This window comes from Flavonifractor sp. An82 (genome assembly GCF_002159265.1).
GTDB lineage: Bacteria > Bacillota > Clostridia > Oscillospirales > Oscillospiraceae > Flavonifractor.
Map to the genome: position 1 here is coordinate 150,310 of NZ_NFHG01000001.1, position 25,143 is coordinate 175,452.

Consider the following 25,143-nt stretch of genomic DNA (forward strand, 5'->3'; position numbering starts at 1 on the left):
GGCACGACTTATGTCGTGTCCTTCGTTTTGCTTACCGACAAAGCGGATAGAACTGCGCAGATCTCCGGCGCGGAGGCATCCAACGCCCGGATGCTCACGGACCGGCAGCCCACGGTGAGGTAACGCAGGGCGGAGGGGGTCCACAAAAGCATGTGGATCTCATAGCCCTGGCCGGTGCGGTAGAGCTCCTCATAGAGGTACTGGCAGTTGGAGATCAGCAGGCCCTCGTCGTCCGGACGGGGACGGAGTACCAGGCCCCGCTCCCGGTCCAGCATAGAGACAGCGTGGAAGGTGACGGCGCAGTAGGGCGTCTCCGGCCGGCCGTCATTACGCAGCAGGAGAACGGCGTCGCCGCCCTGCTTCCGGAGCCTCAGTACATCGGCGTCATGAAAGAAAAAACGGGCGCGCAGCCACTCCGGGATATCCTGGGCCTCCAGCACCTGCTCCGCCTTTTTGTTGATGGCCGCAAAGGCCCGGCGGTGGGCCCGCTCCTCCTGCCGGAGGCGGCGGTAGGCCTGCTCGGGCATCCGGTTCAGGGCGATGAGCCGCTTATCCACTGTGTCCCGCACCCACTGGGGGAAGTGGTTCCCGCCCCAGCGCAGCTGTCCCCGGTAGGTCTCCTGAAACTCTTTGTCGGCCTCCGCCGGGTCAAAGGGGGGACGGGCGGCGAAGCGGGCCTCCTCCGCCCGGGCCTCCGCCTCCAGACAGCGCCGGGCCGCCTCCGGGGTTTCAGGGTGAAAGTCGGCCCCGGTCTGGGGATCGGTCAGAAGAAAATTCCGGGGATCAAAGCGGTCCGGCTGAAGCAGCTCCTCATACCAGCGGAAATCGGGGGGTGTGTTGTAGCTGCGGCGGGCCGCGGCCACCGCCGCCTTCCGGTCCTGCTCATAGAAGGCGCGGATCTCCCGGTCAGAGTAGACCTTGTCGGGAATTTTACGAAAGCCGCTGAGGTCGTGCTGGTGCTGCATCAGATGGTACCATTCTTTGGTATAGTAGCGCATGGGAGTGCCCTTATACCTTGCCCAGCTCCACGTTCCGGTGGTAGGCGGCCTCCACCGCCTCGATGGCGGCGGAGCGGAGGGCACGGGCCTCCAGGGCCGCCACACCGGCGATGGTGGAGCCGCCGGGGGAACAAACCTCGTCCTTCAGCTGGCCGGGGTGCTTGCCGCTCTCCAGCACCAGGGCGGCCGAGCCCAGCACCATCTGGGCGGCGTACACCATGGCCTGGCTCCGGGGCAGGCCCACCTTTACCCCGCCGTCGGCCAGAGCCTCAATGAAGGGGTAAACAAAGGCGGGGCCGCAGCCCGCCACGGCGGAGAAGGCGTCCATCTGGTGCTCGGCCAGCCGCTCCACCCGGCCCGCCCTGGCCAGAATGGTCTCCACCGCCTGATAGTGCTCCTCCCTGGCGTCCGGCTCGCCGGTGAGGGCCAGCATACCCATGCCGATGGAGGCGGGGGTGTTGGGCATGATGCGCAGGATGGGATTGGGCAGGCCCAGCCACTGCCGCAGGGTGGCGATCTGAAGCCCGGCGGCAATGGAGACCAGCACGGTGTCCGGCTTGTCACGCAGGGCGGGGGCCAGCTCCTTCACCACACCCTCCATCACCTGGGGCTTGACGCACAGGAAGACGTACTCCGCCTCCCGGGCGGCGGCAGCGTTGTCCGCCGCCACGGCGCAGCCGCAGGTATCGGCCAGAGCCTGGGCCTTGGCGGCGGAGCGGTTGGTGATGATGACCTGATCGGCGCCCATGGCCTGACAGGCCGCCTGAATGAGAGCGCCGCCCATATTGCCGGCGCCGATGAATGCCGCTTTCTTCATACATGATCCCAGCTTTCTTTCATATTGTGAGATAAGAGCCAGCTTGTCCCGCCGGCTCAGCTGTTTGATGGCGTACTCCCGGCTCAGGGCCGCCCCCTTATGGGGACAGCTCTCCCGGTAGACCACCTCCACCGGCAGGCGGGAGCGGGTATATTTGGCTTCCTTGCCCCGGTTGTGGACCGCCGCCCGCCTGTCCACGTCGGCGGCGGTGCCGGTGTACAGCGTGCCGTCGGCACAGCGCAGAATATAGACCCAGTACGCCATGGCCCTTACCAGTCCGGCCGGAGGACGGGGGAGAGCTCCAGATCGGCAAACACCGACCGCACCGCACTCTCGTAGTCCAGAGGGTCCCGGGCCTTCTTGATGGCCTTGGACAGCTTGTCTCCGTCCAGAAACAGCCGGATCAGGTAGAACCAGACCTCCTTCATCCGCAGCATGGCGTTGCGGCGGCTGCCGAAGGCCTGGGCGTAGGACTCATAGACCTGGTCCACAAAGCAGCTCAGCTCCGTCCGGCCTGCCGGGGGGCCGCCCTTGAGCCGCCGGGCCAGAGCCGGGTCCCCCGCCAGCCCCCGGCCCAGCATGAGCCGGTCCGCCGCCGGGAAGGCGGAGCGGAGCCTGTCCGCGTCGTCGGGCGTGTAGATGTCCCCATTATAGCACACCGGGAAGGGGGAGCCCTCCAGAGCCTCCCCGAAGCAGGCCCACCGGGGGGGATTTTTGTACATGTCGGTGCGCACCCGGGGGTGGACGATGAGCTCCGCCAGGGGATATTTGCGGTAGATGGCCAGCAGGGCGGCAAACTCCTCCGGGTCCTTCAGGCCAATCCGGGTTTTGACCGAGAGGGCACAGGGGGCCTTGGAGAAAATCTCCTCCAGAAAGGCGTCCAGCTCCTCCGGATGGGCCAGAAAGCCGGAGCCCTTGCCCTTGGCCACCACTGTCCCCGAGGGGCAGCCCAGATTCAGATTGACCTCCCGGTAGCCCATGGCGGCCAGCTCCCCCGCCGCCCAGAGAAAGTCCTGGGCGTTCCGGGTGAGCAGCTGGGGCACCGTGGGCAGGCCGTCGTTCTGCTCCGGCAGGACCTCCCTTAACTCCCGCTTGGTGAAGCGGTGGTCCTGGGTGGGGGTGAGGAAGGGGGTGAAGTACTTGTCCACCCCGCCGAACCAGCGGGCCAGGGCACGCCGGTAATATACGGTAGTCAGCCCCTCCATGGGGGCAAGGGATACCATCAAACAACTCGCTCCTTTAACTTGCTGTAGCAAATTGTAGCAGGGCGGACCGCCCCCGTCAAGCGGCCCTATGGGCAAAAAAAGGATTGACAGGAGCGGGGAACTATGCTATTTTAATCACATGGTTAGCGAGAGCTAACCAAAATAAATGACTAATGGTTAGCTTAAACTAACCCGGAGAGGAGCACCAGACATGTCCCTGCAAGCTGCCCTGATCGAGCACGGTTCCCCTACGTTGGCGGGGCTGAAGCCCGCCAGCCTGTTCCGCGTTCAGCCTGAGGATGAGGCTGACTTTGTGGCCCAGTTTCTCTCCTGCCGGCGGGAGCTGGAGGGGCGGGGGCTGGTGCTCACCCTGCTGAAGGGCTGCCGGAAGACGGGGGCCTACCTGGTCTACCTCTATCGAAAGGCGGAGCTGGAGGCGCTGCTGGGCCGGGGGGAGCACGCCGACTTCCTGCGGGAAATGGGCTATGCGCCCTGGAAGGACAGCCGGGGCTGTCTGCGCCAGCTGGCCGCCCGTTTGTGCCTGGAGGGGGAGTTCCCCCATGAGATCGGGGTGTTTCTGGGCTATCCCCTGGCGGATGTGAAGGGCTTCATCCGCCACAAGGGGAAGAACTTCACCCTCTGCGGCTGCTGGAAGTGCTACGGCGATCCCAAGGAGGCGGCCCGGCAGTTCCGGCGGTTCAAGGACTGCACCAGCGATTACCGCCGCCGGTTTGCCGGAGGGGCTACCCTGAAGCAGCTGACGGTGGCGGCATGAAAAAACAGAAAGGATGAGACTTTATGAGCAAGATCGCAGTGGTTTATTGGAGCGGCACCGGCAATACCGAGGCCATGGCAAAGCTGGTTGAGGAGGGCATCCTGGCCGCCGGTGGACAGGCTGACCTGCTGCCGCCCGCTATTTTCACCCCCGACCTGGTAAGCGGCTATGACGCCATCGCCTTCGGCTGCCCCTCCATGGGAGCCGAGCAGCTGGAGGAGGGGGAGTTCCAGCCCATGTTTGACGCCGTGAAGGGGAGCCTGAGCGGCAAGACCATTGGCCTCTTCGGCTCCTACGGCTGGGGCGACGGGGAGTGGATGCGTACCTGGGCGGAGGAGTGCGAGGACCTGGGCTGCAAGATGGCCGATGAGCCGGTGATCGCCCATGAGGCCCCCGACGGCGATGCAGCCGATGCCTGCCGGGCGCTGGGCAAGGCCCTGGTGGGCTGATCAAAAGCAGAAGAGCGTGCTGCCGAAGCAGCACGCTCTTGTTGTATTTATGCCATTTCTCCTGCCAGGGAGCGCTCCATATAGTCCCGGATGATCTCCGGGTCGTCGGTCTGGCCCAGCACCCACATGAGCTTGGTGACCGCCGCCTCGGTGGTCATGTCCCGGCCCTGGATGACCCCCTGGGCCAGCACCTTCTGGCCCACCTCGTAGACCGAGAAGTCGCTGGGCTCATAGAGGCACTGGCTGCACACCACCACGGTCATGCCCGCCTGAGCCGCCGTTTGCAGCTTGGAGATCAGGTCCCGGCGGACGAAGTGGAGCCCGCCCGCCCCGAAGGCCTCGATGACGATGCCCCGGTAGTGCATCTGGAGCAGCATGTCAAAGATCTCCGGGTCCAGGCCGGGGGTGAGCTTGATGAGGAACACCTTGTCGCACAGCTTATCCCGCAGGGTACAGGCCCCGGCGGTGGTGGGGATGGCCTCCCGACGGATCTGAAGGCCCTTGCCGTCCACCGAGGCGGCCAGAGGCCAGTTGACGCTCTCAAAGGCGTCAAAGTCGGTGGTGCGGGTCTTCACCGCCCGGCAGCCCAAAATCACCTTCCGGTCAAAGGCCAGAAACACCCCCGCCACCCCGGAGGCCGCCATGGCCAGAGCGGTGCGCAGGTTCTCCATGCCGTCGCTGAGAGGGTGGGTCATGGGCAGCTGGGCCCCGGTGAGCACCACCGGAATGGAGATGCCTCGCAGCATGAAGGACAGGATGGAGGCGGTATAGGCCATAGTATCGGTGCCGTGGGTGATGACGATGCCGTCATAGGCGCTGCGCTGTTCAAAGACGCGGCGGGCGATGGTCTGCCACTCCTCCGGCTGGATGTTGGAGGAGTCCAGATGGAGGATGTCCCGGATGGTGATGTCGTAGGAGTCGGTAACGCCCCGGGGGAGCAGCTCCGCCAGATCCTCCCCGTCCAGCCCGGGGGCCAGGCCCTCCTCGGTGGGCAGGGAGGCGATGGTGCCGCCGGTGGTGAGGAGCAGGATGCGGCTCTTCACTTAAAACACCTCCGCCAGGGCGTCCGCCCGGCCCATGGCCTCGGCCAGAATGGCCTCCTTATCCCGGGTTACGTCGTCCAGCCCCTCGGCCGCCAGACACTGGAAGGAGGGGATGCCGTACATGGCGCACAGGGCCTCCAGCTGCCGGGCCCCCATCTCCATCCAGGCGGTCTCCGGTCTGGAGAAGTCTCCGCCCCGGGTGGTGATGAGCAGCAGCTTCTTGGCCTTGCACAGGCCCACATTTCTGCCGTCGGCGTCATAGCCAAAGGTGATGTTGGTGACGGTGATCCGCTCCAGATAGATCTTCAGGATGGCAGGGAAGGAGAGCTCCCAGAAGGGGGCGGCCATCACGATCCTGTCGGCGGCAGCAAACTGCCGGGCCGGAGCAAACATGGGGTCGTCCAGCTTGCCCGCGCTCCACAGAGCGTCCCGCTCGGCCAGCACCTCGGGGTACTGGGGTACCAGACGGTCCCTGCACAGGTCCACCTCGGTGACGGCTCCGTCAGGGTGGGCCTTCTGCCAGCCCTCCAGGAACCGGCGGGCCAGCTTCAGCGAGCGGGACTGCTCCCCCCGCACACAGGCGTTGATGAAAAGAAGTTGTTCCATTTGTCTCACGCTCCCGCGTCTTTTTTCCCGTCTATGCTATCACAGATTCCAGAAGGGCGCAAGCGGCCCCGTCCAGGTCGGCCAGCAGGGAGGACACCAGGGCGTTGTCGGTCAGGTCCAGCACCGCCGACTCCATATGGACCACCCGGTTGCCCTGCCGGAAGAGAAGCCCGCTGCCATCCGCCCACCGGTAGGTCCAGGCCTGGTCATAGCCCAGCTCCGCCGGAGTCAGCTCCACCGGGCCGTGGAGGTGGAGATAGCGGTCCAGACGGTCCTTGTCCCCCTCGGTGGCCCCCAGGTCACGGCACACGATATCGGCCAGCCAGCCGGTGCGGCAGTCGTAGGACTCGATCCACAGGTCCCCGTCCTCCTGGGAGAACCGGCGGTATTCCGCCGTCTGTCCCAAAACAGAGCCCCCGGCGGTCAGCCTTTCGCCCCCCTCAAAGGAGGTATGGCTGTCGGAGAAGCTCATCAGCAGGCTGAGGCCCACCCCCAGGGCCAGAACCACATAGCACAGGGGAGCCGCGCCCCGGAACCGGGCGGATCTGCGGCCGGGGACCGGCATGGGAGCGCCCGTTTCCGCCGCCTTCCGGCACTTGCGCCGGTAGCGCACCACCCGCAGACCCAGAAAGAGCTCCAGAGCCACCCACACCAGCAGGAGCAGCTGGGCCGCCATGGCCCCGTTGGAGAAGAAGACCTCCCACAGCCGGGGCCGGTCCAGGAAATAGCGCCCCGCAGACCAGGCTACCCAGTAGATCACCAGATCGAAGAAGGTATAGGCCTGGTTCCACAGGCTCTTTTTCAAAACCTCCTCCCACTCCATGCTGCCGTCGGTCTGGATGGGGACGGGGTGGGTCCCGGGCTGGGCCTGGAAATAGAACAGGCCCCCCGCCTCATCCAGCAGGTCCCAGCCCGCCTGGGCGCACAGGGCCAGGTAGTCCTCCCGGGCCTGCTCGTCCTTCCGGCTGCTGCTCTTCCACCGGGCGGGCTCCACCCAGCAGCGGCGGGGCTCCTCCAAGGGGCGGAAAGCGGCGGTGAAGATGCCCAGCTCCGCCAGCTCCCAGCCCCCGTCCGCCAGCTCATCCAGCTCCGCCTGGGCGGCCTTGGCGTCCTCGGCGGTATAGCGGAACCAGCGGATCTGTTGCTCCTTCATGTGATATCCTCCTCCAATCGTGCCAGGACGCCGTCCAGCCACCGGGTGTCCAGGGGGGACATGTCGCCATCCACCCACAAAACGGTGTTTCCCCGACGGATGAGCCACAGATCATCGGAGACCCACACATCCTCATAGCCGGGCAGCTCTTCTGAGTCAGAGACACCCATATCCTTGAGATACTGCCCTGTCACCCAGTCGGCCAGCCAGGTCCAGGGCAGGACCCAGCCCTCCGCCCAAGCGGTCACGGTATAGGCACGCTCCGGCAGACCTTTGGGGTACCACCACTCCTCCCACTTGGTGTGAGCGGCCAGGAAGGTGGTGGAGTCCTCCCGCTTTTCCACCTCGGCCCATGGAAACAGATTGGGGCCGCTGAGGGGGGAGGGCACCTGCAGCCGGGCGGTGAGCCAGGACAGCGGCAGCAGGCTGATCACCAGAAGGACCGCCGCGGCAATGACCATGCCCGTTTTATAGCGGCGGACACGCTGGTATTTGATCCCCTCCTTGGTGCCCAGTACGATCAGCGCGCCGATGATGGTGCCGATTATCCAGGGGCGGCCCAACGCGCCTGTTGCGGCATCCAGCACGAAGCAGGGCAGACAGAGCACCAGCAGAAGATCCCCCGCGAGCACCAGCAGCCGGGCCGCCAGGGCGCTGGCCCGGCCGGGCACCGGGAAGGATTCGTCAAGGGCAATGGCCCGCTTCCACTGGCCCAGCCGCAGCACCAGCCGCGCCGACCACAGCAGGCCCCCAGAAGCAGCAGGGGGAGAAACAAAAGGAGCAGGGCCACGGTATTGTATTGGGCCGGCAGCTCCAGCCAGTATTGCCATACCGAGCTCAGCCCAAGCCACGCAGTCACAGGTGCCAGAACCACCAGCAGGAGCACCATGGCCAGGAGGATGCTCCAGCCGGTGGTCATCCGCCGCAGGGCCTTTTTCCGGAACCGCTGGTACTCCAGCTCCCCGCCGGTCTGGATGGGAAGGGTGCCCGCCGGGGCCTCGTAGAGGTTCCAGTAGCTGAGCTGGCCCACCGGATGCCAGCCCGCGTCGGTCAGCAGACGGCGGTAATCCAGCCCGTCCTCCCGGTTGGGGTCGTACCAGTCGATGCAGTAGCACACCGGCGTCTCCGCAGGGACAAAGGAAGCCAGGGCGCCCAGATGCACCTTCTCCAGCCGCCAGCCTTCTGCAGCCTGGCGGTTGAGCATGGCCTCAGCGGCTTTGATGTCCATCAGGGGGTATGTAAACAGCTTCCACCGTGTTTTCATCCCAATCCCTCCGTTTTTGCCGAGCTCTTATGCCGCCTCTTCCAGCCGCGCCAGGATGCCGTCCAGCCATTGGGTGTCCAGAGGGCCTGCGTTGGTCTCCACCCACAAAAGGGTGTTACCCCGGCGGATGAGCCATAGGTCCTCCGTGTAATTGGTACTGCCCAGGCTGGCCCGGGACAGCCACACGTCCTCGTAGCCGGGCAGCTCCTCCGGGTGAGGGGTGCCCATATCGGTGAGGTACTGCTCCGTCACCCAGTCGGCCAGCCAGGACCATGGCAGGACCCAGGCCTGGCCCTCGGCATAGCCATTACCCGCTCCGGCCGCCATCATCGGGCCCCATTCATACCACTCGGTCCGGGCGGCCAGCAGGGTGGCGCGGGTCTCCAGCGTCCCGCCCTCCAGCCGCTCCGGCAAAAGGGACTGGTCCGCCAGGGGAGGCCTGACGCTCAGGGCAGCTGCCACGCCGGACAGAGGCAGCAGCCATGCCGCCAGCAGCACCGCCATGCAGACCACGGTGCCCTTGGCGTACCGGCGCTTGCGCTGGTACTCCACCAGAGGCTCCCTGCCCAGGATCACCAGACAGGCGATGATCATGCCGATGATCCACCCCAGGCTGAGGGACCCGGCCATGGCGTCCAGCAGAATGGCCAGCACCAGAGGTACCAGAAGCAGATAGCCGGCCAAAACCAACAGCCGGGCCGCCAGGGCGCTGGCCCGGCCGGGCACCGGGAAGGGCTCGTCACGGGCAATGGCCCGCCTCCACTGGCCCAGCCGCAGCAGCAGCCGCACCGACCACAGCAGTTCGCCGGGGAGCAGCAGGGGCAGCAGGGCAGCCAGGAAGGCGCCTGTGTTCAGATCGGTGAGGAAGGTGAGAAGGTAATCCCGTTTCTTCAAACCCACCAGCAGGGCCAGCAGCAGGATCACCGCCGCCAGCACCCCCACCGCAGCCCAGCTGATGACCATCCGCCGCAGGGACTTTTTCCGGAACCGCTGGTACTCCAGTTCCCCGTCGGTCTGGATGGGAGGGGTGCCCGCCGGGGCCTCATACAGGTTCCAGTAGCTGAACTGGCCCACCGGATGCCAGCCAGCGTCGGCCAGCAGATGGCGGTAATCCAGCCCGTCCTCTCGGTTGGGGTCGTACCAGTCGATGCAGTAGCACACCGGCGTCTCCGCAGGGACGAAGCGGGCCAGCGCGCCCAGATGCACCTTCTCCAGCCGCCAGCCCTCCGCCGCCCGGCGGTTGAGCATGGCCTCCGCCGCCTTGATATCCATGACAGGATAGGTAAAGAGCGTCCATTTCCCCTTCATATGGTTTCCTCCTCCCGCAAGACCTGCTCCATGTCCGCCGCCTGCTGCCGGATGCGCTGGTACTCCTCCCGGAGCACCTTGTCCCCCTGGGGGGTGAGCTGATAGTATTTCCGGTTGAGCTCCATCCGGGTCAGGCAGATCAGCCCGTCCTGCTCAAACCGCTCCAGCAGGGCGTACAGGGTGCCCGCCCCCACATTTACCCGGCCGTTGGTGAGGGCGGTGATGGTCTGCATGATGCCGTAGCCATGCCGCTCCTGCCGCAGAGCCAGCAGTACATAGAACATCTGCTCCGTCAGCGTTTCCAACTTCTTGCGCGCCAACCATCACCGCCCCCTTTCTGTCAGGTTCATTGTATAACGATATTCGATATAAAGTCAATATCGAATATCGATACAAAAAATAATTGAGAAAAATGAAAAAGAGTGTTGACAATCCGGATTCGACGTGGTAATATAAATCTCGCGCTGAACGACAGCGCCCCAAAACAAGACGCGCGAGTGGTGGAATTGGCAGACTCGCTAGATTCAGGTTCTAGTGTGCATTACGCACGTGCGGGTTCAAGTCCCGCCTCGCGCACCAAAGTCGGAGCAAAGTTCGCTTTGCTCCGACTTTTTTCTATATTAGACGCCAGCGGCTGAGATTGGGGGAGAAAAGGGAAGATGAGGAAGGGCAAGAAAAGAATCTCCCAGGCCATGCTGTTTATTTTGATGTTTGGCGTGGTCAGCCTGTTTTCAGATATGACCCACGAAGGAGCCTCCAGCATTCGGGGGGCATATTTGGATTTGCTGGGGGCGTCGGCAGGCGTCATCGGCTTTATCTCCGGGCTGGGCGAGCTGATCGGCTATTCCATGCGCTATGTATTTGGAAAATGGGTGGACAAGACCAAGCAATACTGGCCCATGACCGTGGCGGGATATATTCTGGATGTTTTGGCGGTTCCCGCCCTTGCCCTTGTGGGGGAACACGGCTGGATCGCGGCCTGCGTCCTGCTGGTGATCCAGCGCATGGGAAAGGCCATCAAAAAGCCTGCCAAGGATACCATCATGTCCTTTGCCGCCTCTCAGGAGGGCGTGGGAAAGAGCTTTGGGATCCAGGAGGCCCTTGACCAGATCGGCGCCTTTCTGGGACCTGTGCTGTTGTATCTGGTGATGCTGTTCCGGACGGAGGGAACTGCGTTTGAAATTTATGCCGCATGCTTTGCGGTCCTGGCCATTCCGGGAGCGATTACCATCCTGCTGCTGCTGCTCACCAGACGCAAATTCCCAAATCCGGAGCAATTTGAGCCCACGCCCAAAGAATATGTGCCCTTTCGGTTGAAAAAAGAGTTCCTCCTGTATATTGGCGGGATCAGCTTGTTTGCCTTTGGTTTTATTGACTATTCCATTATTCTGATGCATGTTTCCCGCACTTACACAGAACTTGCGGCTGGACTTGCAGAGACCTCTGCATTGGTCAGCAGCGGGACCTTGCCCCTTCTGTATGCCGGAGCCATGCTGGTGGATGCGGTTGCCGCCCTTTTCTTTGGGATGCTCTTTGATAAGAAGGGGATTCGAGCGCTGGTCTGGTCCACGCTGCTCTCGGCGCCCTTTGCGGTTTTTGTCTTCGGTGCCCATAGTGTACCCATGCTGCTTCTGGGGATCGCGCTGTGGGGGATTGGGATGGGCGCACAGGAATCCATTTTGAAGGCGGCTGTGACAAACATGGTGCCCAAAACCAGCCGCGCTACCGGGTACGGTATTTTTGAATGTTCCTTCGGCGTGTTCTGGTTTCTGGGCAGCTGGCTTTTGGGGGTGCTGTATGACGTCAGCCTTCCGGCCATGATTGCAGTCTCTGTGACGGCACAGCTTGCGGCCATTCCGTTGTACATTGCAGCGGCAAAACGCATGGGCTAAAAAGGACCGGCGCGGCAGAAATGCCGCGCCGGACTTTTTATAGGTGATTCAGGAGCAGCAGCCCTTCAGCTGGGGATGGCAGTCAGGGCCGGCGGAGGGGGCGCTGGGGGGGAAGAACTCGTTGACGGGGAACTTCACATGGCGGAAGATCTCACAGGGGTCCTCCTCACAGTTGCCGCAGGCGCACTCCTTCTCGGGCATGCAGTAGTCGTACACCGGCATGAGCAGCTGGGAGTCGCGCTCCAGCCGGATGATGGAGAACTGACCCAGGGTGACGTAGATCCGTTTGCTCTCGCTGCCGCAGCACAGCTCGCTATTGAAGCAGCCGCAAATGCAGGGCGGAATATCGGACAGCTCGCAGTCGCAGTGGTGGCACTCGCACACATCCACCAGCTTCATATTCAGGACGATGGGGTCCACCACCTCCACCACGGCGGTGGGCAGATTGCTCTGGCGGATGTGCTGCTCATCCAGACCGTCCAGAGAGGTCTGGGAGGAGAAAATCTTGGCGGTGCCCTCGCTGCCGAACAGGATCACCCGCTTGTCGAAAACACACAGGCCGCTGACCTCTACAGGCCGGGCGGCACCCACAAAGGCGTCGGCGGTGACTCGATAGAAGTAGCGCACGTCAACGGTGTAGAAACCGCGGTTGAAGCCCACCGGCTCCACATCGATGTAGACATACAGCAGCTCGGCCTTCCCGGCCTTGATGCTGACGGCCCGCTCAATGGCCGCCTGGGAACTTTGGGTTGGGTAGAAACGCAGATCTTCGATACAATCTTTATCGGAAGATATAGCGTCTTATATACCGCTGAAACCATTGCGCCCCAATGGGTTGCAATCAGAAGGGTTTCAGCTCAAAAGCCAGTTGGAACTCGGTGGGCCTGGTTTTCTTCTCCTTTTGGTACTGAATGGTGGAGATGACGCCCTTCAGCATGGCGTTGCGGCCGGCTGGATCGGCGGCGCCGTAGGCGTCCAGGACCGCCCGGATCTTCCTGGCCAGGGAAGCGGGGTCCGCGGTCCTGGCGTCCTCAATGGCCTGCTGGGCCTCCCGCTGGCGGCGCTCCAGACCGGAGATCTTCTCCTTCACCGCAGCCATCCGCTCCCGGAAGGTGGGCAGGTCGTACTCCTCCATCTCCAGAAGCTCATACAGACGGCTCTTCTGCCGCTGGGCGGCGGCCAGCTCCTTTTTGACAGCCTCCAGTGCCGCCTCCTGCACGGAGGTGTCCCGGCTGATACCGGTCTGCTGCTGCAACTCCAGGCGGGCCAGGGTCTCCTCCAGGTAGGCCAGCACCCGCTCCTCCACCAGCTCGAACTTGGTACTGGCGCAGCAGCCGGGCCTGGTACAGAGCAGGTAAGGGGTGCCTTTCATGGTCATGCGCTGCATGTTCTGGCGGCAGTTGGCGCACTTCACCAGCCCGGCCAGAGAGCTGCGCACCGTGCCGTCGTTCCGGGAGGGGATATACCGGCCGGCCAGGACGGCCTGGACCTGGTCGTAGGTCTCCTGGGAGATGATGGCCGGGTGCATCCCGTCCACGATGGTCCACTGATCGCGTGGATTGTAGATGGTGATGTGCTTGGGGTTGCCCTTGGCCCCCTTGCGGATGTGGGTCTTCTGGTCCCACACGATCTTGCCGGCAAAGGTGGGATTGCGCAGAATGTGGGCCACGCTGTTGCGGGTGAACTCCGCCGAGCGGTGGGGCTTGGCGCCCAAGGAATTGATATACCGGGCGATGGAGACGCAGCCGTAGCCCTGGAGGTAGAGGTCGTACATCATGCGCACGAACTTGGCCTCCGGCTCGTAGATCTCCAGGGTGGGCTTCCGGTCCACCGTGACCTTCCGGTAGCCATAGGGGGCATTGGCCACATAGCAGCCGTCCCGGATGGTCTGCTTCAGCCCTCGCCGCAGCCGCTTGTTGATGATCTTGTACTCTCGGCGGCTCATGAAGGTTTTGAACTCCGCCATCTCATCGTCCAAATCGTCGGACAGGTCATAGGTCTTTTCCGGGGTGACGATGAGGGTGCCCGAGTCCCGGAAGGCATCCAGAATGATGCCCTGGTCCTTCATGCGGCCGCGGGAGAGCCGGTCCAGATCCATCACCAGCACAGCGTCGTAGCGGCCCTCCTCTACGTCCTCCAGCAGCCGGAGCATCTCCGGGCGGGCGTACAGGCTCTCGCCGCTGACCACCTCATAGTAGGTCTCAATGATGTGGATGTCATGGGAGGCGGCAAAGTCGGCCAGGGCCTTGCGGTGCTTGGCCAGCACCTCCTCGGTATCCATGCCTTCCTCCATGCGGGACTTGCGGAGATATTGGGCTGCGTCCATCAGATTCACCTGCTTTCGTGGCACAAAAGTTCGATTTTTGGCGTTTTAAGAGGCCGGGGCGTGAACCCCGGCTCTTATTGTCTTATGATGAAGTTACTTGTTCAGATTTTCGTGGTTCTCATATGCGATCTCCTGGAGCTGCTTATACAGCGGCTGGATGCTGTACTTTTTGGGGAACTCGAATTTCTTTTCTGCCACAGACACCCCGCCGCTGGCCCGGTAGTAGGGGGAGGAGATATAGGAAATGTTGATCTCGCTGTCATCCATGCCAAAGCCGGAGGTCTCGGCGGAGACATGGATGATGCTGGAGAGATTGATGGAGTCCACCCGCATCTTCTGGCCGGTGGCGCCCTGCTTGTCAAAGTCCACGATGCGCTTATCGGTGAAGAGCACCACGTCCCGGACCAGACGGAAGCCGGTCTGGATGGTCTCGCCGTCCATCAGATAGGCGCCGTATTCCTTGGTCAGCTCGTCCACAGATACTTCGCTCATGTTGCCCATAATACCCTGGGTCAGATTACCGAACAGTCCCATAATAAAAACCTCTCTTTCCTATTAAAGATGACTTAGTCATCCGTTCTGATATCTGCATCGTCAACAGCGTCCCAGAAGTCAGTCTCATTGACGATCACGATCCCGGCACCCTCCTTGCGAAGACTAACCGCCTGCTCGATCTTACGGCCGTAGCAGGCATAGGCCCAGCAGGGATTTCCTGCATTACCCACCACCAGATAGTCAGTTTTGGCGGACACAGAGGTGCGGGCTTTGCCGCCCAGCTGCACTACAATGTCGGCAATTTCGGAGCGCTTTGCACGGTAAAATTCCCCGGTAAAGCAGAAGGTTTTATCCTGGAAGGTAATCTCAGGGCAGACGGCACAGATACCGCCGATACTGTAGGTTTCCCGGAGCCGGGAGAACTCTTTCTCGGACAGATTGTAGGAGGAAGTGAAGTCGATCACATCTCCGAACAATGCCATCAGTGTTTCCCGCTCCTCCTGCGTAATTTTCTTATCCGCCAGAACCACATGGAGCAGGCTGTTGATCTCATCAAAGGGATAAGTACCGGCCAGAAAGTCGTTGGCATCGATCCAGGCCTTGAGCGTCATGATCTCCCGGTCACTCAATTCACCGTCTGCCAGAAGACCGTGGAGCATTCCGGCCAGGAACTGGATGGAGGAGGTAACCATGTCATAATAGGCGTTGTTATCAGCAAAGTTATTGCAGAGCCACAAAATATCCTTCGCTTCCTCTTCCGTCACCACCCCATCCTCGGTGGCCCGTTCCACCACGGGCAGAATTTCGGAGAAAGGATGGCGGTCACGAAATTCAGCGTGGATCTCACACCAATGGACCAGCTCTGCGACCTCCTTGGAGCTCACATCCATATCGGAGTTGATGCCTGCCACCAGGCCCCGCAGCGTGTTGACCGCCTTGTGCAGCTCTGCGGGTTTTGTATAGCGGCGGTAGTCCTCTAAGTCTTTTGTGGGCATAGTATCCATCTCCCTTGTGTGTCCAGACAGGACACTTTTATTTTGCCATTGGATAGTTGTTGAAAAATGTCGAATCGATTTAATGAAACAATATTATGGGCGATCAGATAAAAGATAATTTACAAGTGATCGTTCTTGGAAACCAATGCCTGGGCTACTTCCAAAAGTGTATCTTGCTGCGCAGGAGCCAATTTCCGGTACAAATCAATAAGTTCAGCTTCCTTAGGAGATGAAGTGTCAGAGGCTACACCTTCTGTGGAACTTATAGGAGTGTGAGTGTAACTTTGAAGTTTTGCTTCGAGAACAAATGAATATGGTCCAGCGGATTTTGAAGAAATGGGAGGGTTGCTGGCATTAACAAATGTGCGAAAATCACTGAGTATATGGCCCTTCATAAGGTCTATTACTTCAAAGACTTCTTCGATGGTATCCTTCGGTGGTACATCATAGGAGACAACAGCAAGATCTGTTCTTGTTTCGCCAAGAAGTTCGCTGATGGTAACACCTAAATAAAGTGCCAATTTTTCGAATTTATCAATAGACGGGATTCTGCCACGTTTGATATCGGGGATAAAACTGGTTCCGACGCCGCTTTCCTTGCAAGCAGAGGTAGGACTAATACCTCTAGCTGCGCACAGCAATTTTACATTTTGCACAAAAGTCTGAACATCCACGCGTATACACTCCTTATAAAAAGAAAGTGAGCAATATGACAAAATATGCGCAATATTGAGCAATTTGGTTGACAATGCGCAATATCGAGTTTATGATTATCTCAGAGTAAACCACAGGTTGCTCCGCAGGTAGGAAGGGGGTGCCAAATATGAAATGGTTCCAAAGATTTATATACCGAGCGAAGCGACGGGTTTTCTTGCTGTGTAAGCCAAAAAATCTGACCGTCTATCTGTTCCAGGGAGTGGAAAAAGTCGGAATGACTGGCTTGTATGACCCGGAAGAATCAGATGGTTGGGGAGCTGTCAAAGTGGAGTGGGCTTCTGCTGAAATGTGTATGATTCAGATCCGTCCACCAGTGTATAGGTAACAGTCAGCTCTTTTTCACCTTCAAAATCCCGGAAAACTACAACAAATCTATTTTCGTGGGGATTGGGGCGGAAGCATGCTTTGAAAATCCAAGGATTTGGGTCAAAGCGCTTGCTGATCTCCAAACTGATGGCGCCATAGGCCCAGCAATGTTCCTGGTATTCGGCTTCAGTAAGATAGGCTTCTGACATACAGTTTCCGCCTCCTTCTCTCAAGGAATAAGTGAGTCCCAATAGAGTGGCATGGAAACTTGTGGTTCCATTTTATCACATAGAACAGAGGCGAACAAGCCTAAAAGGGAGGTGAGGCTTCATGAGGATCAAAGAGTACAGAGAGGCCATGGGCCTGACCAGAATCCAGGTCGCAGACCGGCTGGGGGTGACCAAGGTCGCCGTGCGAAAGTGGGAGGTGGGCCTGGCCATGCCCAACGCGGACAAGCTGCCCGCCCTGGCTGACCTGCTGGGCTGCTCTATCGACGCCCTCTATGGCCGGGACAGGCCGGAGGAGCGGGACGCCAGCTGATCCCCACATCCATTTTACCCCGAAGAGGAGGAGATAACCATGCCGGGAGATTACCGGAATATCTACAAAACCTGCCGCATGGCCGCCGGTTTGACCCAGGAAGCGGCAGCGGAGCGGCTGGACATCAGCGTGGAGAGCCTGCGGGCCTACGAGACCGGCCAGCGGGTCCCGCCCAACGAGGTGGTGGAGCTGATGGTGATCCTGTACAACGCTCAGCACCTTGCCTACCAGCATCTGCGGGAGACCAACGCCCTGTACAGCAGCGTGGTGCCGGAGGTCCGGCCCAAGTCCGTGCTGGAGGCCAGTGCCAAGCTGACCAACCGGATCTTTACCTTTGCCGAGTCCCACGCCGACCGGCGGCTGCTGCGGATCGCGGAGGACAACATCATCGACGCCCAGGAGCGTCCGGAGTTTGACGCCATTATGGAGGATTTGCAGGAGATTGTGGAGGCCGCGCTGGAGCTGCGGTGTGCAAACCAGATCTGTGGAAAGGAAGGCTGACATGAAACACAGATGGCATCCGTTTTGGGGCAGCGCCGTATGGCTGGGCTGCATCATCGTCGCGGTGGGCCTACCCAACTGGATGGGATAGGACAGCCTTGCCGCAGCATAAGAGGAAAGAGGAGGTGTTTACATATGGATCTCAACATTGAGCCCCTGGAGGAGCTGGTGGTCACGGTCAAGACCGTCCACGAGAAGATCGGCAGATATGAGACGGATACCGTCATCACCCGGCGGAAGGGTCTGCACTGGCTCACAGATATGTCTGGGGCGCGGGTGCTGGTGGATGAAAGCGCCACCATGGACTCCGGGCCAAAGCTGGGCACAACCCTGTGCTTTACCCCCCACAGCGACGTGGTGGTCAGTGAGGAAGAGCGGGCGGCCAACCGGGAGAGGATCAGGCAGGTGGCCACCAAGGTGATGATCGACATGGGAATCTGGTAGGGGAGGGGAGTCCCGTGAAAAGGCATAAAGAAAGGCCCCCCTGTCTGTGGGCGCAGACAGAGAGGCCAAATGGTTTCGTGCATGAAAACCACTATTATGATACCACAAATGGCCGGTATTTACAAGGGGAGGTGATGAGAAATGGCTGACGGCGTGATTCGTGTCCAGCGCAGCGGCGGGTACACCGTCCTGCCCAATGGCATCCTGCGGCATACCGGACTGTCCCTCAAGACCAAGGGGCTGTTTGCCATCATTCTCTCCCTGCCGGAGGACTGGGACTACAGCGTGGCCGGGCTGGCCACGGTGGCCGGCTGCGGCCGGGACGCCATCCGATCCGCTCTGGGTGAGATGGAGCAGGCGGGCTATCTGACCCGCACCCGCTCCCATGGAGAGGGTGGCAAGTTTACAGGCGTGATCTACAACATCCGGGACCAGGCTGAGCCATTGTCGGAAAACCCGACTATGGTGGAAGAAGAACCATTGTCGGGAAAACCGACGACGGGTGAACCAACATTGGAAAAACCGTCGTCGGAAAATCCGACGCAATTAAATAAAGAACGACTAAGTAAAGACTTAATAAACCCCTATAGTCCCCTAGAAGGGGACAAGCCCCAGCGGAAAAAACGGCAGCGTAGGCTCAAGTCGGTTCCCACCTGGAAGCCCGAGCGTTTTGAGGCCTTCTGGGACTACTACCCCAGAGGAGAGGACCGGATGGGGGCCGTGGAGGAGTGGGACAAGCTCCGGCCGGATGATGCCCTCATCGATCAGATGGCCCGGGCACTGGCCCGGCAGAAGGCCAGCGAGGAGTGGCAGCGGGGCATCGGTATCCCATACGCCTGCCGGTGGCTGCGCAAGCGCCGGTGGGAGGATGTACCGGCCCAGCCTCAAGTACAGACGCCGCCGCCCCGGCGGGTGGTTGAGAGGGACGGTGTGCCGGTATGGTGATCCAGGACATGGAGGCCGCCCAGGAGGCGGTGCTTGGCTCCCTGCTCATCTCACCGGATCTGGTGGGGGAGGTGCTGGTCCAGGTACAGGACCGGGACTTCGTCAACCCCAGGCACCGCATGACCTATCAGGCCATCCGCCAGCTGTTTGTGACGGGGCAAACGGTAGACCCTGTTCTGCTGCTCCCCCTGCTGGGAGCGTCGGAGCAGCAGCCCTGGCGGGAGTACCTCATCGACCTGATGGACAAGACCCCTACGGCGGCCAACATCTGGGAGTATGTGCCCATACTCAAGGAGCAGGCCCGGCTCTATCAGCTGTGCCTGCTGGGGGAGCGGCTGGCTCAGGCGGGCAGCATGGAGGACGCCACCAAATGTCTGGCCGACGGCAACGCCCTGATGGTGGACAAGCCGGGGCTGCGCTACGTCACCATGGAGCAGGCACTGCTGGACTTTTACGACCGGCACAAGACCAGGAAGGAGTACCTCACCTGGGGGCTGGACAAGCTCAACGACCGGCTCTTTGTGGACCGGGGCGACATGGTGGTGCTGGGTGGCTACGCCTCCGCAGGTAAGACCCTGCTGGCCATCCAGTTTGCCTGGCACTGGGCCAAGCTGGGCCGGAAGGTGGGCTTTTACTCCCTGGAGACCGGTGAGGCCAAGCTGGAGGACCGGCTCATCGCCTACAACATGCGGCTGGACTTCGGTAAGATCAAGCGCTCCGAGCTGACCGAAGAGGACTACAAGGCTCTGGCCATAGCCTCCAAGCGGCTCATCCAGCCCGCCCTGGAGTGGGTGCCCGCCAGCGGCATGACGGTGGACGAGATCCGCTCCTCTGCCCTCAGCCGGGGGTATGACGCCATTTTCATCGACTACTTACAGCTCATCCAGGGGGATAAGCGGCGCAGCCGGACCGAAGAGGTGGCTGGGATCAGCATCGGGCTGCACCAGCTGTCCCAGAGCACCGGCATCACGGTGGTAGCCCTGTCCCAGCTGTCCCGGCCGGAGAAGGGCGGGGATGGGGTGAAGGCCCCCACCCTGGCCTCCCTGCGGGAGTCCGGGCAGATCGAGCAGGATGCCGACGTGGCCATGTTGCTCTACAAGGAGGAGGACACCCCACACAGCCGCCGGGTTCTGCACATCGCCAAGAACAAGGAGGGCGAGACCGGCAAGATCTATCTGGCCTTTGACGGCGCTCATCAGCGGCTGTATGAGTCGGCGGTGGATGCTCCAGCCCCCAGGAAACGGCGGGAGCCGGAGTACAGGCAGGTGCAGTTTACGGAGATCCTGGAGGATCCGGACGATCCGTTTGCAGAGAAAGGAGACCAGCATGGACAAGGCCAGAGCGGCCCAGCTGCTGCGGCTGGAGATCCTGCGCCGGGAGGCCCTGGCACGGGCCAGCAGCTTCCCAGTGGATCACCTGCAGGTGGCCCAGGCGCTGACTCTGGCGGTCCAGGCTCTGGAGGAGGAACAGCATGAGAAAAGGCCAGAAGATCACCTGGACCCCGTCGGCCTTTGAGCATGAGCTCAGTGGGGAGCGGGCGAACAGGCAGCGCAAGCTGCGGTCGGTAACCGGACGGATCGTCTACATCCATCCGGCCCGGCGGTATTACATGGCGGAAGCCAAAGTGGGCAATGAGACCATCCGGGAGTGCTTCCCGATGGAAAACAGATAGGAGTGTTCGTGCATGAAGACTTTTGCAATCGTCAATCGAAAGGGCGGGGTGGGGAAGACCACCACCGCCGTCAATTTAGCCTATGTGCTGGCGACAAGCTGCCGGCTGCGGGTGCTGTTGGTGGATGCCGATGGGCAGGCAAACGCCACTCAGATCCTGCTGCCGCCCGGTGAATATGCCGGGCTGGGCGCCCTGCTGCGGGGGCTGAGCATCTGCTACGATGAGCTGGTGGAGCAGACCGACGTGCCCGGCCTGGACGTGCTGCCGGCGGCGGAGGACCTGTGGGCGCTGGATCTGGAGGCCGCCGGCGGCGACCGTGGCCGGAGCTACCGGGCTTTACGGGATATGCGGGAGGCTCTGGAGGAGGACGAGGCCTATGACGTGATGGTCATTGACTGCCCGCCCAACCTGTCGGCTGCCTGCGTATCGTCCATCCTGGCCAGCGACGCCGTCATCATCCCGGTACTGTCCGATGCCTGCTCGGCCACCGGCGTGGGGGATCTGGTGGATCAGATCGCCAGCCTGCGCTCCCTCCACCCGGCGCTGAGGGTATCCGGGGTGCTGGTGAACCAGTGGCACCGCTCCCCGGTGGTGGAGGATTCGGTAGCCTATCTCCGGGAGGAGGGCATGGTGCCGGTCTATGACACGGTGATCCGCCGCACCGACAAGGTGCCCGAGTCCAGCTGGGCCCGGATGGCGGTCCAGGCCTGGAGCCCCTTCTGCTCGGCGGCCCGGGATTACCGGGCCTGGGTGGCGGAGCTGGCGGCAAAGGAGGGGATCCAGTATGGGCAAGCCTGACTTGGGGGCGCTCATTGCCCGGACGATGGCCCCGCCTGCCGAGGACAGGACCATCGAGGTTATCACCGGGGAGATCCTGGATGCCAAGCGGGCCGGGGGAGAGGCCATCCTCACCATTGGCCGGTGTCTCATCGAGGCCAAGGATATGCTTCGGCATGGAGAATGGCTCCCCTGGCTCAATGAGCAGGTGGAACTGTCGGAGAGAACAGCTCAGAAATTTATGAAATTGGCCCGGGAATGGTCAAATCCGAACACGTTGGCGGATTTGGGGGCATCAAAGGCATTAATGCTGCTTGCTCTACCGGAAGGGGAGCGGGATGCGTTTTTGGAGGACCACAATGTCATCGACATGAGCGCCCGCCAACTGGAGCAGGCCATCAAGGAGCGGGATGAGGCCAGAGCGTCCGCCGAACGGGCCGAGGCGGATCAGCACGCAGCGGAGCAGGCCCGGGATAAGATGGCGGAGGATATGCGGCTGCTCAATGCCCGTCTGGCTGGGGTCCGTGAGGACCGGGAGCAGGCCATGGAGAATGTGGCCCGCCTGGAGGCTGAACTTGCTGACCTGAAGGCCAAACCGGTGGACGTGGCGGTGGAGACCGTGGTGGACCAGGCCGCCATTGACAAGGCCCGGGCCGACGCCATTGCCGAGATGCAGGCCAAGCTGGATAAGGCCAAGGAGGCAGCGGCCAAGGCTAAGTACCGGCAGCAGGAGGCTGAGGCTAAGACGGAGGACTTAAAGCGCTACCTGGAGGAGCGGGAGAAATCAGAAAAGAAAGCTGCCATTGCAGGAGACAAGGAACTGACTCAGTTCGATGTGCTGTTTATCCAAGGCCAGGAGCTGGCCAACAAGATGCAGGGCTATCTGCTCAAAGCCCGGGGCCGGGAGGATCAGACCGCCGCCCAGGACATGGAGAAGGCCATGAAGTATCTAGCCGAGATCTTCGGGAGGTATGCCGAATGATTGATCGGGCAATCAAGCTGCTGAATGAGCAGCAGAGCAAAGTTAAAGAGCGCTCCGCACCCTGGATGGTGGCGGAGCAGCTGAAGGACATTTGCCGGAGAGAACCCGAGAGCGCGGAGCTGCTGGCAAAGGACTTGGAAAATCCACAAATGGGGATCGTTCAGGCTGAGAAGAAGATCAAGTCCTTTGCGGACAGCCATAAGACCGGCGGCTTCTCCTGCGTCACGCCGCTGGAGGCGGAGGAGATCCTGCGGGAGTTTTATGGGCTTGGCGCCGCCTCCGCTGCGGCCGGCGGGGATACTCCGAAGGTTCTCAGCCTAGCGGACTTCCTGTGAGGTGCGGCATGGATATGAACTGGAAATCACTCGCCGCAATGCTTCCTGTCCAGCCCTGCGACGAGCTGAAGCGAGACGTATTGATGGGCATCTACGATATGCACGATCTTGGCGGTGATCTGATCCTGTATCACCGGGAATCGGTCGGCTTGGCAGACGAGATTGGGCAGATTATGGATCCGCAGGACTGGGCGCACTGGGAGCAGTCGAAAAAGCGCCGCTGGGGTGCCCGCTGCACCTGTACCGCCTGCGGGGAAGATTTTATCGCCGGCTATGTAAAGAACGGCATTGTCCTGTCGGAAGGGCCGGACGGCCAGACGTATGAGGGGTATGCGGAGCAGGGACCGGATTCCTCGGTGTATCTGGATGGCGATGAAGCTGTGTGCCCTCATTGCTGGACTGCCGCTACGGTGACCCGCCGCTCAGAGCTACGCCAAGGGAGGACGTACCAGGTTTTACAGGCAGAGGTTGTCCATATTGAACGCTATACGGCGGTCATGTACTGGATGGTGCGCAGGTGGCAGGATGCCGATGGGACCGATACAACGGTCTTTGTACCCCACGCGGCCCTGATTGTGGATGAGGAGGGCAAGCTGCGTCGGTTCCGGGCCGAGCTGCACAGCGGCGACGTGTCGGAGGCGGTGTGGATTCCCTGTAAATGGTCAAGAGACCCGATGCAGATAGCCTATTATTCCTGCGAGGCTGCTAATCATCGGAAGATAGGCGGATGGACGCTTACCTATGGGCCGGATCTGGCTGGCCATACCGGAGAAAAAACCGCTCTTGATGCGTATATAGGGGCCGATGGCTGCTGGCCTGGAGCATATCTTCATGTCTGGGAAAGGTACCCGCAGGTGGAAAACCTGATGCGTCAGGGATTTGCGGAGGCTGTGGTGCAAACCATTGACAGGCAGCTCGACTGCGCGACATATAAGACCGATCTGTGCGATGCGCCGCCTATTTCATGGGCGGATTGGACGGAGGTCAAGCCACACAGAATGCTGCACATGAGTAAGACGGCGTTCCGCGAGATCCGCAAAAAGAATTGGGGATCTGAAGATGTAGGATGCTGGGACAGATACCGGCGTCAGTTCCCAAGGGCTGACGCCCTGGAGTTTGAGCACTGCCGGGAGCACATCGGCGGTAAGGCTGTGGGACATCTTCTGGAAATGGTCGCCGCTGGGTGGGAAGATCTGACACCTGTTCAGGTGGTTCGGTATCTGAAAAAGCAGGATGCCCTTCAGGATGGAGTGCAGCTGCTGATTGACTACCGTAAAATGCTGCGGGACGCAGGTCTGGCGGAAGACGAAGAGACCCTCTGGCCCCGCGATCTGATGGCGGCCCATGATCGGGTCATCCAGCTTTGGACAGGTCGTGGAAATGCCTCGTACCAGATGGGATTTACTAGCACCTACATCCAATACCGAGATCTGGAGTGGACAGACGGGGAGCTGTGTGTGGTGCTCCCTCAGACGGAGGAGGACCTTGTGGCGGAGGGCAGGACCCTGCGGCACTGCGTGGGGACCTATGGAAACCAGCACTGCTCCGGGAATCCAATCTTTTTCATTCGCCGCCGCCGCCGGCCGGAGCGTAGCTACTACACCTTGCAGATCAACATGAACAAGGCGATTCCGGTGGAGGTCCAGCTGCACGGCTACGGCAATGAGCACCACGGGGACCACAAGCAGTATCGCCACAAAATCGCGCAAAAGGTTCGGGACTTCTGCGACCGCTGGGAGCGCGAGGTCTTGATGCCATGGTTTGCCGACCGGAGAGCAGGGACAAATATGAAGAAGTCCGGTAAGCGGAAAGCGGAGGTGGGTGCAGCATGAATTTGGAAGATGCCACCAAAGAGGAACTGATCTGGTGGATCAAAGAGCATGCTGTTGAGTTGAAATATGAGCTGAAGCACTTTGAATCTGACATTATGTTTCGCCGCTACCGACAATTTAACGACAAGGCGCATATAGCAGGGGAGCGATATTCCAAGGCATTGGCAGAATATTCTGCACTGTTGTCTCCATACATGGGTCTTCCGATCTCATCGATTCCAAGAGATGTGTGTAAAAAGGGGGCAAATCTGGAGCAGATCATGCTGCAGGCATCAAAAGAGCAAAGACGGTATTGGAAGGCTGCTGATAAGTGCCTGAGAAAATATGATCAAATGTAGAGGAGAGATGTCCGTGGGTATTGTATGTTGTGCGGTTTGCAGGAGGCAATGAAGATCCTGGACCGTATGTAACATTTGCTCCGGCTCTCTGCCGGGTGAGAGTCTTCGCTCACCCGGACCTCTCTTTTCTCTCTGACCGGGGCCCTGCTGCTTGCGGGGTGCCCGGCAGAGAGCCGGAACAGCAAAGTACCGCCCACAACGGGGCGGTACTTTGGCGAACAACATTACAGATCTTCCTGGTCGGCAGAGGGCTTCTGGTGGTACACCTTCAGGTTGGGGCCGGAGGTGCCTGGGATGATGGGCTTTGCATGTTCCTTTCCGTGCTTGGCTTTGCCCTGGATCTCGGGCACGGGAGGCTCCGTATTGCGGGGCTGGGTGTGGGTTCGTTCTGGACGTGCCATGCCTTGCTTGGCCATCGTATCACCTCG

Annotated in this window: 31 protein-coding genes and 1 tRNA gene; 15 read left to right on the forward strand and 17 right to left on the reverse strand. The window is 60.9% G+C overall.

Annotated features, from left to right (window positions below; all coding sequences use genetic code 11):
• Window positions 1-8: 8 nt before the first annotated feature.
• From B5G34_RS00955 to B5G34_RS00965, 3 genes are read right to left on the reverse strand one after another with little or no spacing between them, the layout of a single operon-like run.
• On the reverse strand, window positions 9-998 hold the full coding sequence (locus tag B5G34_RS00955) for a DUF4085 family protein (protein ID WP_087333579.1): 990 nt from the start codon (window positions 996-998) through the stop codon (window positions 9-11).
• A gap of 10 nt (window positions 999-1,008) precedes the next feature.
• The gene (gene proC, locus B5G34_RS00960) at window positions 1,009-2,079 is read right to left on the reverse strand and encodes a pyrroline-5-carboxylate reductase (RefSeq protein ID WP_087333580.1); all 1,071 of its coding nucleotides are present in this window, start codon (window positions 2,077-2,079) and stop codon (window positions 1,009-1,011) included.
• 5 nt (window positions 2,080-2,084) lie between these two features.
• On the reverse strand, window positions 2,085-3,038 hold the full coding sequence (locus tag B5G34_RS00965; RefSeq protein WP_242956791.1) for a tRNA-dihydrouridine synthase family protein: 954 nt from the start codon (window positions 3,036-3,038) through the stop codon (window positions 2,085-2,087).
• A 193-nt stretch (window positions 3,039-3,231) separates the two neighbouring features.
• On the opposite strand from B5G34_RS00965, the gene B5G34_RS00970 reads away from it, so the two are divergent.
• Both B5G34_RS00970 and B5G34_RS00975 read left to right on the forward strand, forming a co-directional pair.
• Entirely contained in the window at window positions 3,232-3,795 is a 564-nt protein-coding gene (locus tag B5G34_RS00970; RefSeq protein WP_087333581.1) for a DUF3793 family protein, read from the forward strand.
• Between the two features lie 23 nt (window positions 3,796-3,818).
• The gene (locus tag B5G34_RS00975) at window positions 3,819-4,244 is read left to right on the forward strand and encodes a flavodoxin (RefSeq protein WP_087333582.1); all 426 of its coding nucleotides are present in this window, start codon (window positions 3,819-3,821) and stop codon (window positions 4,242-4,244) included.
• Between the two features lie 47 nt (window positions 4,245-4,291).
• On the opposite strand, the gene B5G34_RS00980 is transcribed toward B5G34_RS00975, so the two are convergent.
• The 6 genes from B5G34_RS00980 to B5G34_RS01010 all read right to left on the reverse strand — a co-directional run bounded on the left by B5G34_RS00980 (window position 4,292) and on the right by B5G34_RS01010 (window position 9,938).
• Entirely contained in the window at window positions 4,292-5,287 is a 996-nt protein-coding gene (locus B5G34_RS00980) for an asparaginase (RefSeq protein ID WP_087333583.1), read from the reverse strand.
• Window positions 5,288-5,893 carry an NAD(P)H-dependent oxidoreductase gene (locus B5G34_RS00985; RefSeq protein ID WP_087333584.1) on the reverse strand — a complete coding sequence of 202 codons (606 nt, stop codon included), beginning with the start codon at window positions 5,891-5,893 and terminating at the stop codon, window positions 5,288-5,290.
• Window positions 5,894-5,924: 31 nt separating this feature from the next.
• Window positions 5,925-7,046, reverse strand: coding sequence for a DUF2812 domain-containing protein (locus tag B5G34_RS00990; protein WP_087333585.1), 1,122 nt, complete (start codon window positions 7,044-7,046; stop codon window positions 5,925-5,927).
• A 544-nt stretch (window positions 7,047-7,590) separates the two neighbouring features.
• Window positions 7,591-8,310: a DUF2812 domain-containing protein gene (locus B5G34_RS01000; protein WP_087333587.1), complete on the reverse strand. Its 720-nt coding sequence runs from the start codon at window positions 8,308-8,310 to the stop codon at window positions 7,591-7,593.
• A gap of 27 nt (window positions 8,311-8,337) precedes the next feature.
• Complete coding sequence (locus tag B5G34_RS01005; protein WP_087333588.1) at window positions 8,338-9,618, reverse strand: DUF2812 domain-containing protein; 1,281 nt, start codon at window positions 9,616-9,618, stop codon at window positions 8,338-8,340.
• A complete protein-coding gene (locus B5G34_RS01010; RefSeq protein WP_087333589.1) occupies window positions 9,615-9,938 on the reverse strand; it encodes a helix-turn-helix transcriptional regulator in 324 nt (107 codons plus the stop codon). The genes B5G34_RS01005 and B5G34_RS01010 overlap by 4 nt, the downstream gene beginning before the upstream one ends.
• A 171-nt stretch (window positions 9,939-10,109) precedes the next feature.
• Between B5G34_RS01010 and B5G34_RS01015 the strand changes: the two genes are divergently transcribed.
• A tRNA-Leu gene (locus tag B5G34_RS01015) sits at window positions 10,110-10,197 on the forward strand.
• On the opposite strand, the gene B5G34_RS19010 is transcribed toward B5G34_RS01015, so the two are convergent.
• Window positions 10,160-10,426, reverse strand: a complete 267-nt coding sequence (locus B5G34_RS19010; RefSeq protein ID WP_242956807.1) for a hypothetical protein — start codon at window positions 10,424-10,426, stop codon at window positions 10,160-10,162. The genes B5G34_RS01015 and B5G34_RS19010 overlap by 38 nt on opposite strands.
• Between B5G34_RS19010 and B5G34_RS01020 the strand changes: the two genes are divergently transcribed.
• Window positions 10,326-11,510 carry an MFS transporter gene (locus B5G34_RS01020; RefSeq protein WP_242956793.1) on the forward strand — a complete coding sequence of 395 codons (1,185 nt, stop codon included), beginning with the start codon at window positions 10,326-10,328 and terminating at the stop codon, window positions 11,508-11,510. The two genes, B5G34_RS19010 and B5G34_RS01020, sit on opposite strands and share 101 nt — an antisense overlap.
• A 48-nt stretch (window positions 11,511-11,558) precedes the next feature.
• Here B5G34_RS01020 and B5G34_RS01025 read toward each other — a convergent pair whose 3' ends face one another.
• The 6 genes from B5G34_RS01025 to B5G34_RS01050 all read right to left on the reverse strand — a co-directional run bounded on the left by B5G34_RS01025 (window position 11,559) and on the right by B5G34_RS01050 (window position 16,558).
• Entirely contained in the window at window positions 11,559-12,170 is a 612-nt protein-coding gene (locus B5G34_RS01025) for a hypothetical protein (protein WP_242956735.1), read from the reverse strand.
• Between the two features lie 181 nt (window positions 12,171-12,351).
• On the reverse strand, window positions 12,352-13,836 hold the full coding sequence (locus B5G34_RS01030; RefSeq protein ID WP_087333592.1) for a recombinase family protein: 1,485 nt from the start codon (window positions 13,834-13,836) through the stop codon (window positions 12,352-12,354).
• Between the two features lie 93 nt (window positions 13,837-13,929).
• Window positions 13,930-14,370 (reverse strand): PH domain-containing protein, encoded by a 441-nt coding sequence (locus tag B5G34_RS01035; RefSeq protein WP_087333593.1) that lies wholly within the window; start codon window positions 14,368-14,370, stop codon window positions 13,930-13,932.
• A gap of 32 nt (window positions 14,371-14,402) precedes the next feature.
• Window positions 14,403-15,326: a BRCT domain-containing protein gene (locus B5G34_RS01040; RefSeq protein WP_087333594.1), complete on the reverse strand. Its 924-nt coding sequence runs from the start codon at window positions 15,324-15,326 to the stop codon at window positions 14,403-14,405.
• 119 nt (window positions 15,327-15,445) lie between these two features.
• Window positions 15,446-16,000, reverse strand: a complete 555-nt coding sequence (locus B5G34_RS01045; protein WP_162609391.1) for a helix-turn-helix transcriptional regulator — start codon at window positions 15,998-16,000, stop codon at window positions 15,446-15,448.
• 303 nt (window positions 16,001-16,303) lie between these two features.
• Window positions 16,304-16,558 (reverse strand): hypothetical protein, encoded by a 255-nt coding sequence (locus B5G34_RS01050; RefSeq protein WP_087333596.1) that lies wholly within the window; start codon window positions 16,556-16,558, stop codon window positions 16,304-16,306.
• Window positions 16,559-16,679: 121 nt separating this feature from the next.
• Here B5G34_RS01050 and B5G34_RS01055 point away from each other — a divergent pair, with 121 nt between their 5' ends.
• The 11 genes from B5G34_RS01055 to B5G34_RS01105 all read left to right on the forward strand — a co-directional run bounded on the left by B5G34_RS01055 (window position 16,680) and on the right by B5G34_RS01105 (window position 24,715).
• The gene (locus B5G34_RS01055) at window positions 16,680-16,889 is read left to right on the forward strand and encodes a helix-turn-helix transcriptional regulator (RefSeq protein ID WP_087333597.1); all 210 of its coding nucleotides are present in this window, start codon (window positions 16,680-16,682) and stop codon (window positions 16,887-16,889) included.
• Window positions 16,890-16,928: 39 nt separating this feature from the next.
• Window positions 16,929-17,390 (forward strand): helix-turn-helix transcriptional regulator, encoded by a 462-nt coding sequence (locus B5G34_RS01060; RefSeq protein WP_087333598.1) that lies wholly within the window; start codon window positions 16,929-16,931, stop codon window positions 17,388-17,390.
• Window positions 17,391-17,525: 135 nt separating this feature from the next.
• Window positions 17,526-17,834 (forward strand): hypothetical protein, encoded by a 309-nt coding sequence (locus tag B5G34_RS01065; protein WP_087333599.1) that lies wholly within the window; start codon window positions 17,526-17,528, stop codon window positions 17,832-17,834.
• A gap of 141 nt (window positions 17,835-17,975) precedes the next feature.
• Window positions 17,976-18,779, forward strand: a complete 804-nt coding sequence (locus B5G34_RS01070) for a helix-turn-helix domain-containing protein (RefSeq protein WP_087333600.1) — start codon at window positions 17,976-17,978, stop codon at window positions 18,777-18,779.
• The gene (locus B5G34_RS01075; protein WP_087333601.1) at window positions 18,773-20,254 is read left to right on the forward strand and encodes a DnaB-like helicase C-terminal domain-containing protein; all 1,482 of its coding nucleotides are present in this window, start codon (window positions 18,773-18,775) and stop codon (window positions 20,252-20,254) included. Before B5G34_RS01070 ends, B5G34_RS01075 begins: the two co-directional genes overlap by 7 nt.
• Complete coding sequence (locus tag B5G34_RS01080) at window positions 20,251-20,451, forward strand: hypothetical protein (RefSeq protein WP_087331157.1); 201 nt, start codon at window positions 20,251-20,253, stop codon at window positions 20,449-20,451. The genes B5G34_RS01075 and B5G34_RS01080 overlap by 4 nt, the downstream gene beginning before the upstream one ends.
• 12 nt (window positions 20,452-20,463) lie before the next feature.
• Entirely contained in the window at window positions 20,464-21,249 is a 786-nt protein-coding gene (locus B5G34_RS01085) for a ParA family protein (protein WP_087333602.1), read from the forward strand.
• The gene (locus B5G34_RS01090) at window positions 21,236-22,210 is read left to right on the forward strand and encodes a DUF3102 domain-containing protein (RefSeq protein WP_087333603.1); all 975 of its coding nucleotides are present in this window, start codon (window positions 21,236-21,238) and stop codon (window positions 22,208-22,210) included. Before B5G34_RS01085 ends, B5G34_RS01090 begins: the two co-directional genes overlap by 14 nt.
• On the forward strand, window positions 22,207-22,545 hold the full coding sequence (locus tag B5G34_RS01095; protein WP_087333604.1) for a hypothetical protein: 339 nt from the start codon (window positions 22,207-22,209) through the stop codon (window positions 22,543-22,545). The genes B5G34_RS01090 and B5G34_RS01095 overlap by 4 nt, the downstream gene beginning before the upstream one ends.
• An 8-nt stretch (window positions 22,546-22,553) precedes the next feature.
• On the forward strand, window positions 22,554-24,377 hold the full coding sequence (locus tag B5G34_RS01100; protein ID WP_087333605.1) for a PcfJ domain-containing protein: 1,824 nt from the start codon (window positions 22,554-22,556) through the stop codon (window positions 24,375-24,377).
• Window positions 24,374-24,715, forward strand: a complete 342-nt coding sequence (locus B5G34_RS01105; RefSeq protein WP_087333606.1) for a hypothetical protein — start codon at window positions 24,374-24,376, stop codon at window positions 24,713-24,715. Before B5G34_RS01100 ends, B5G34_RS01105 begins: the two co-directional genes overlap by 4 nt.
• Before the next feature lie 224 nt (window positions 24,716-24,939).
• On the opposite strand, the gene B5G34_RS01110 is transcribed toward B5G34_RS01105, so the two are convergent.
• The gene (locus B5G34_RS01110; RefSeq protein ID WP_087333607.1) at window positions 24,940-25,131 is read right to left on the reverse strand and encodes a hypothetical protein; all 192 of its coding nucleotides are present in this window, start codon (window positions 25,129-25,131) and stop codon (window positions 24,940-24,942) included.
• Window positions 25,132-25,143 lie beyond the last annotated feature (12 nt).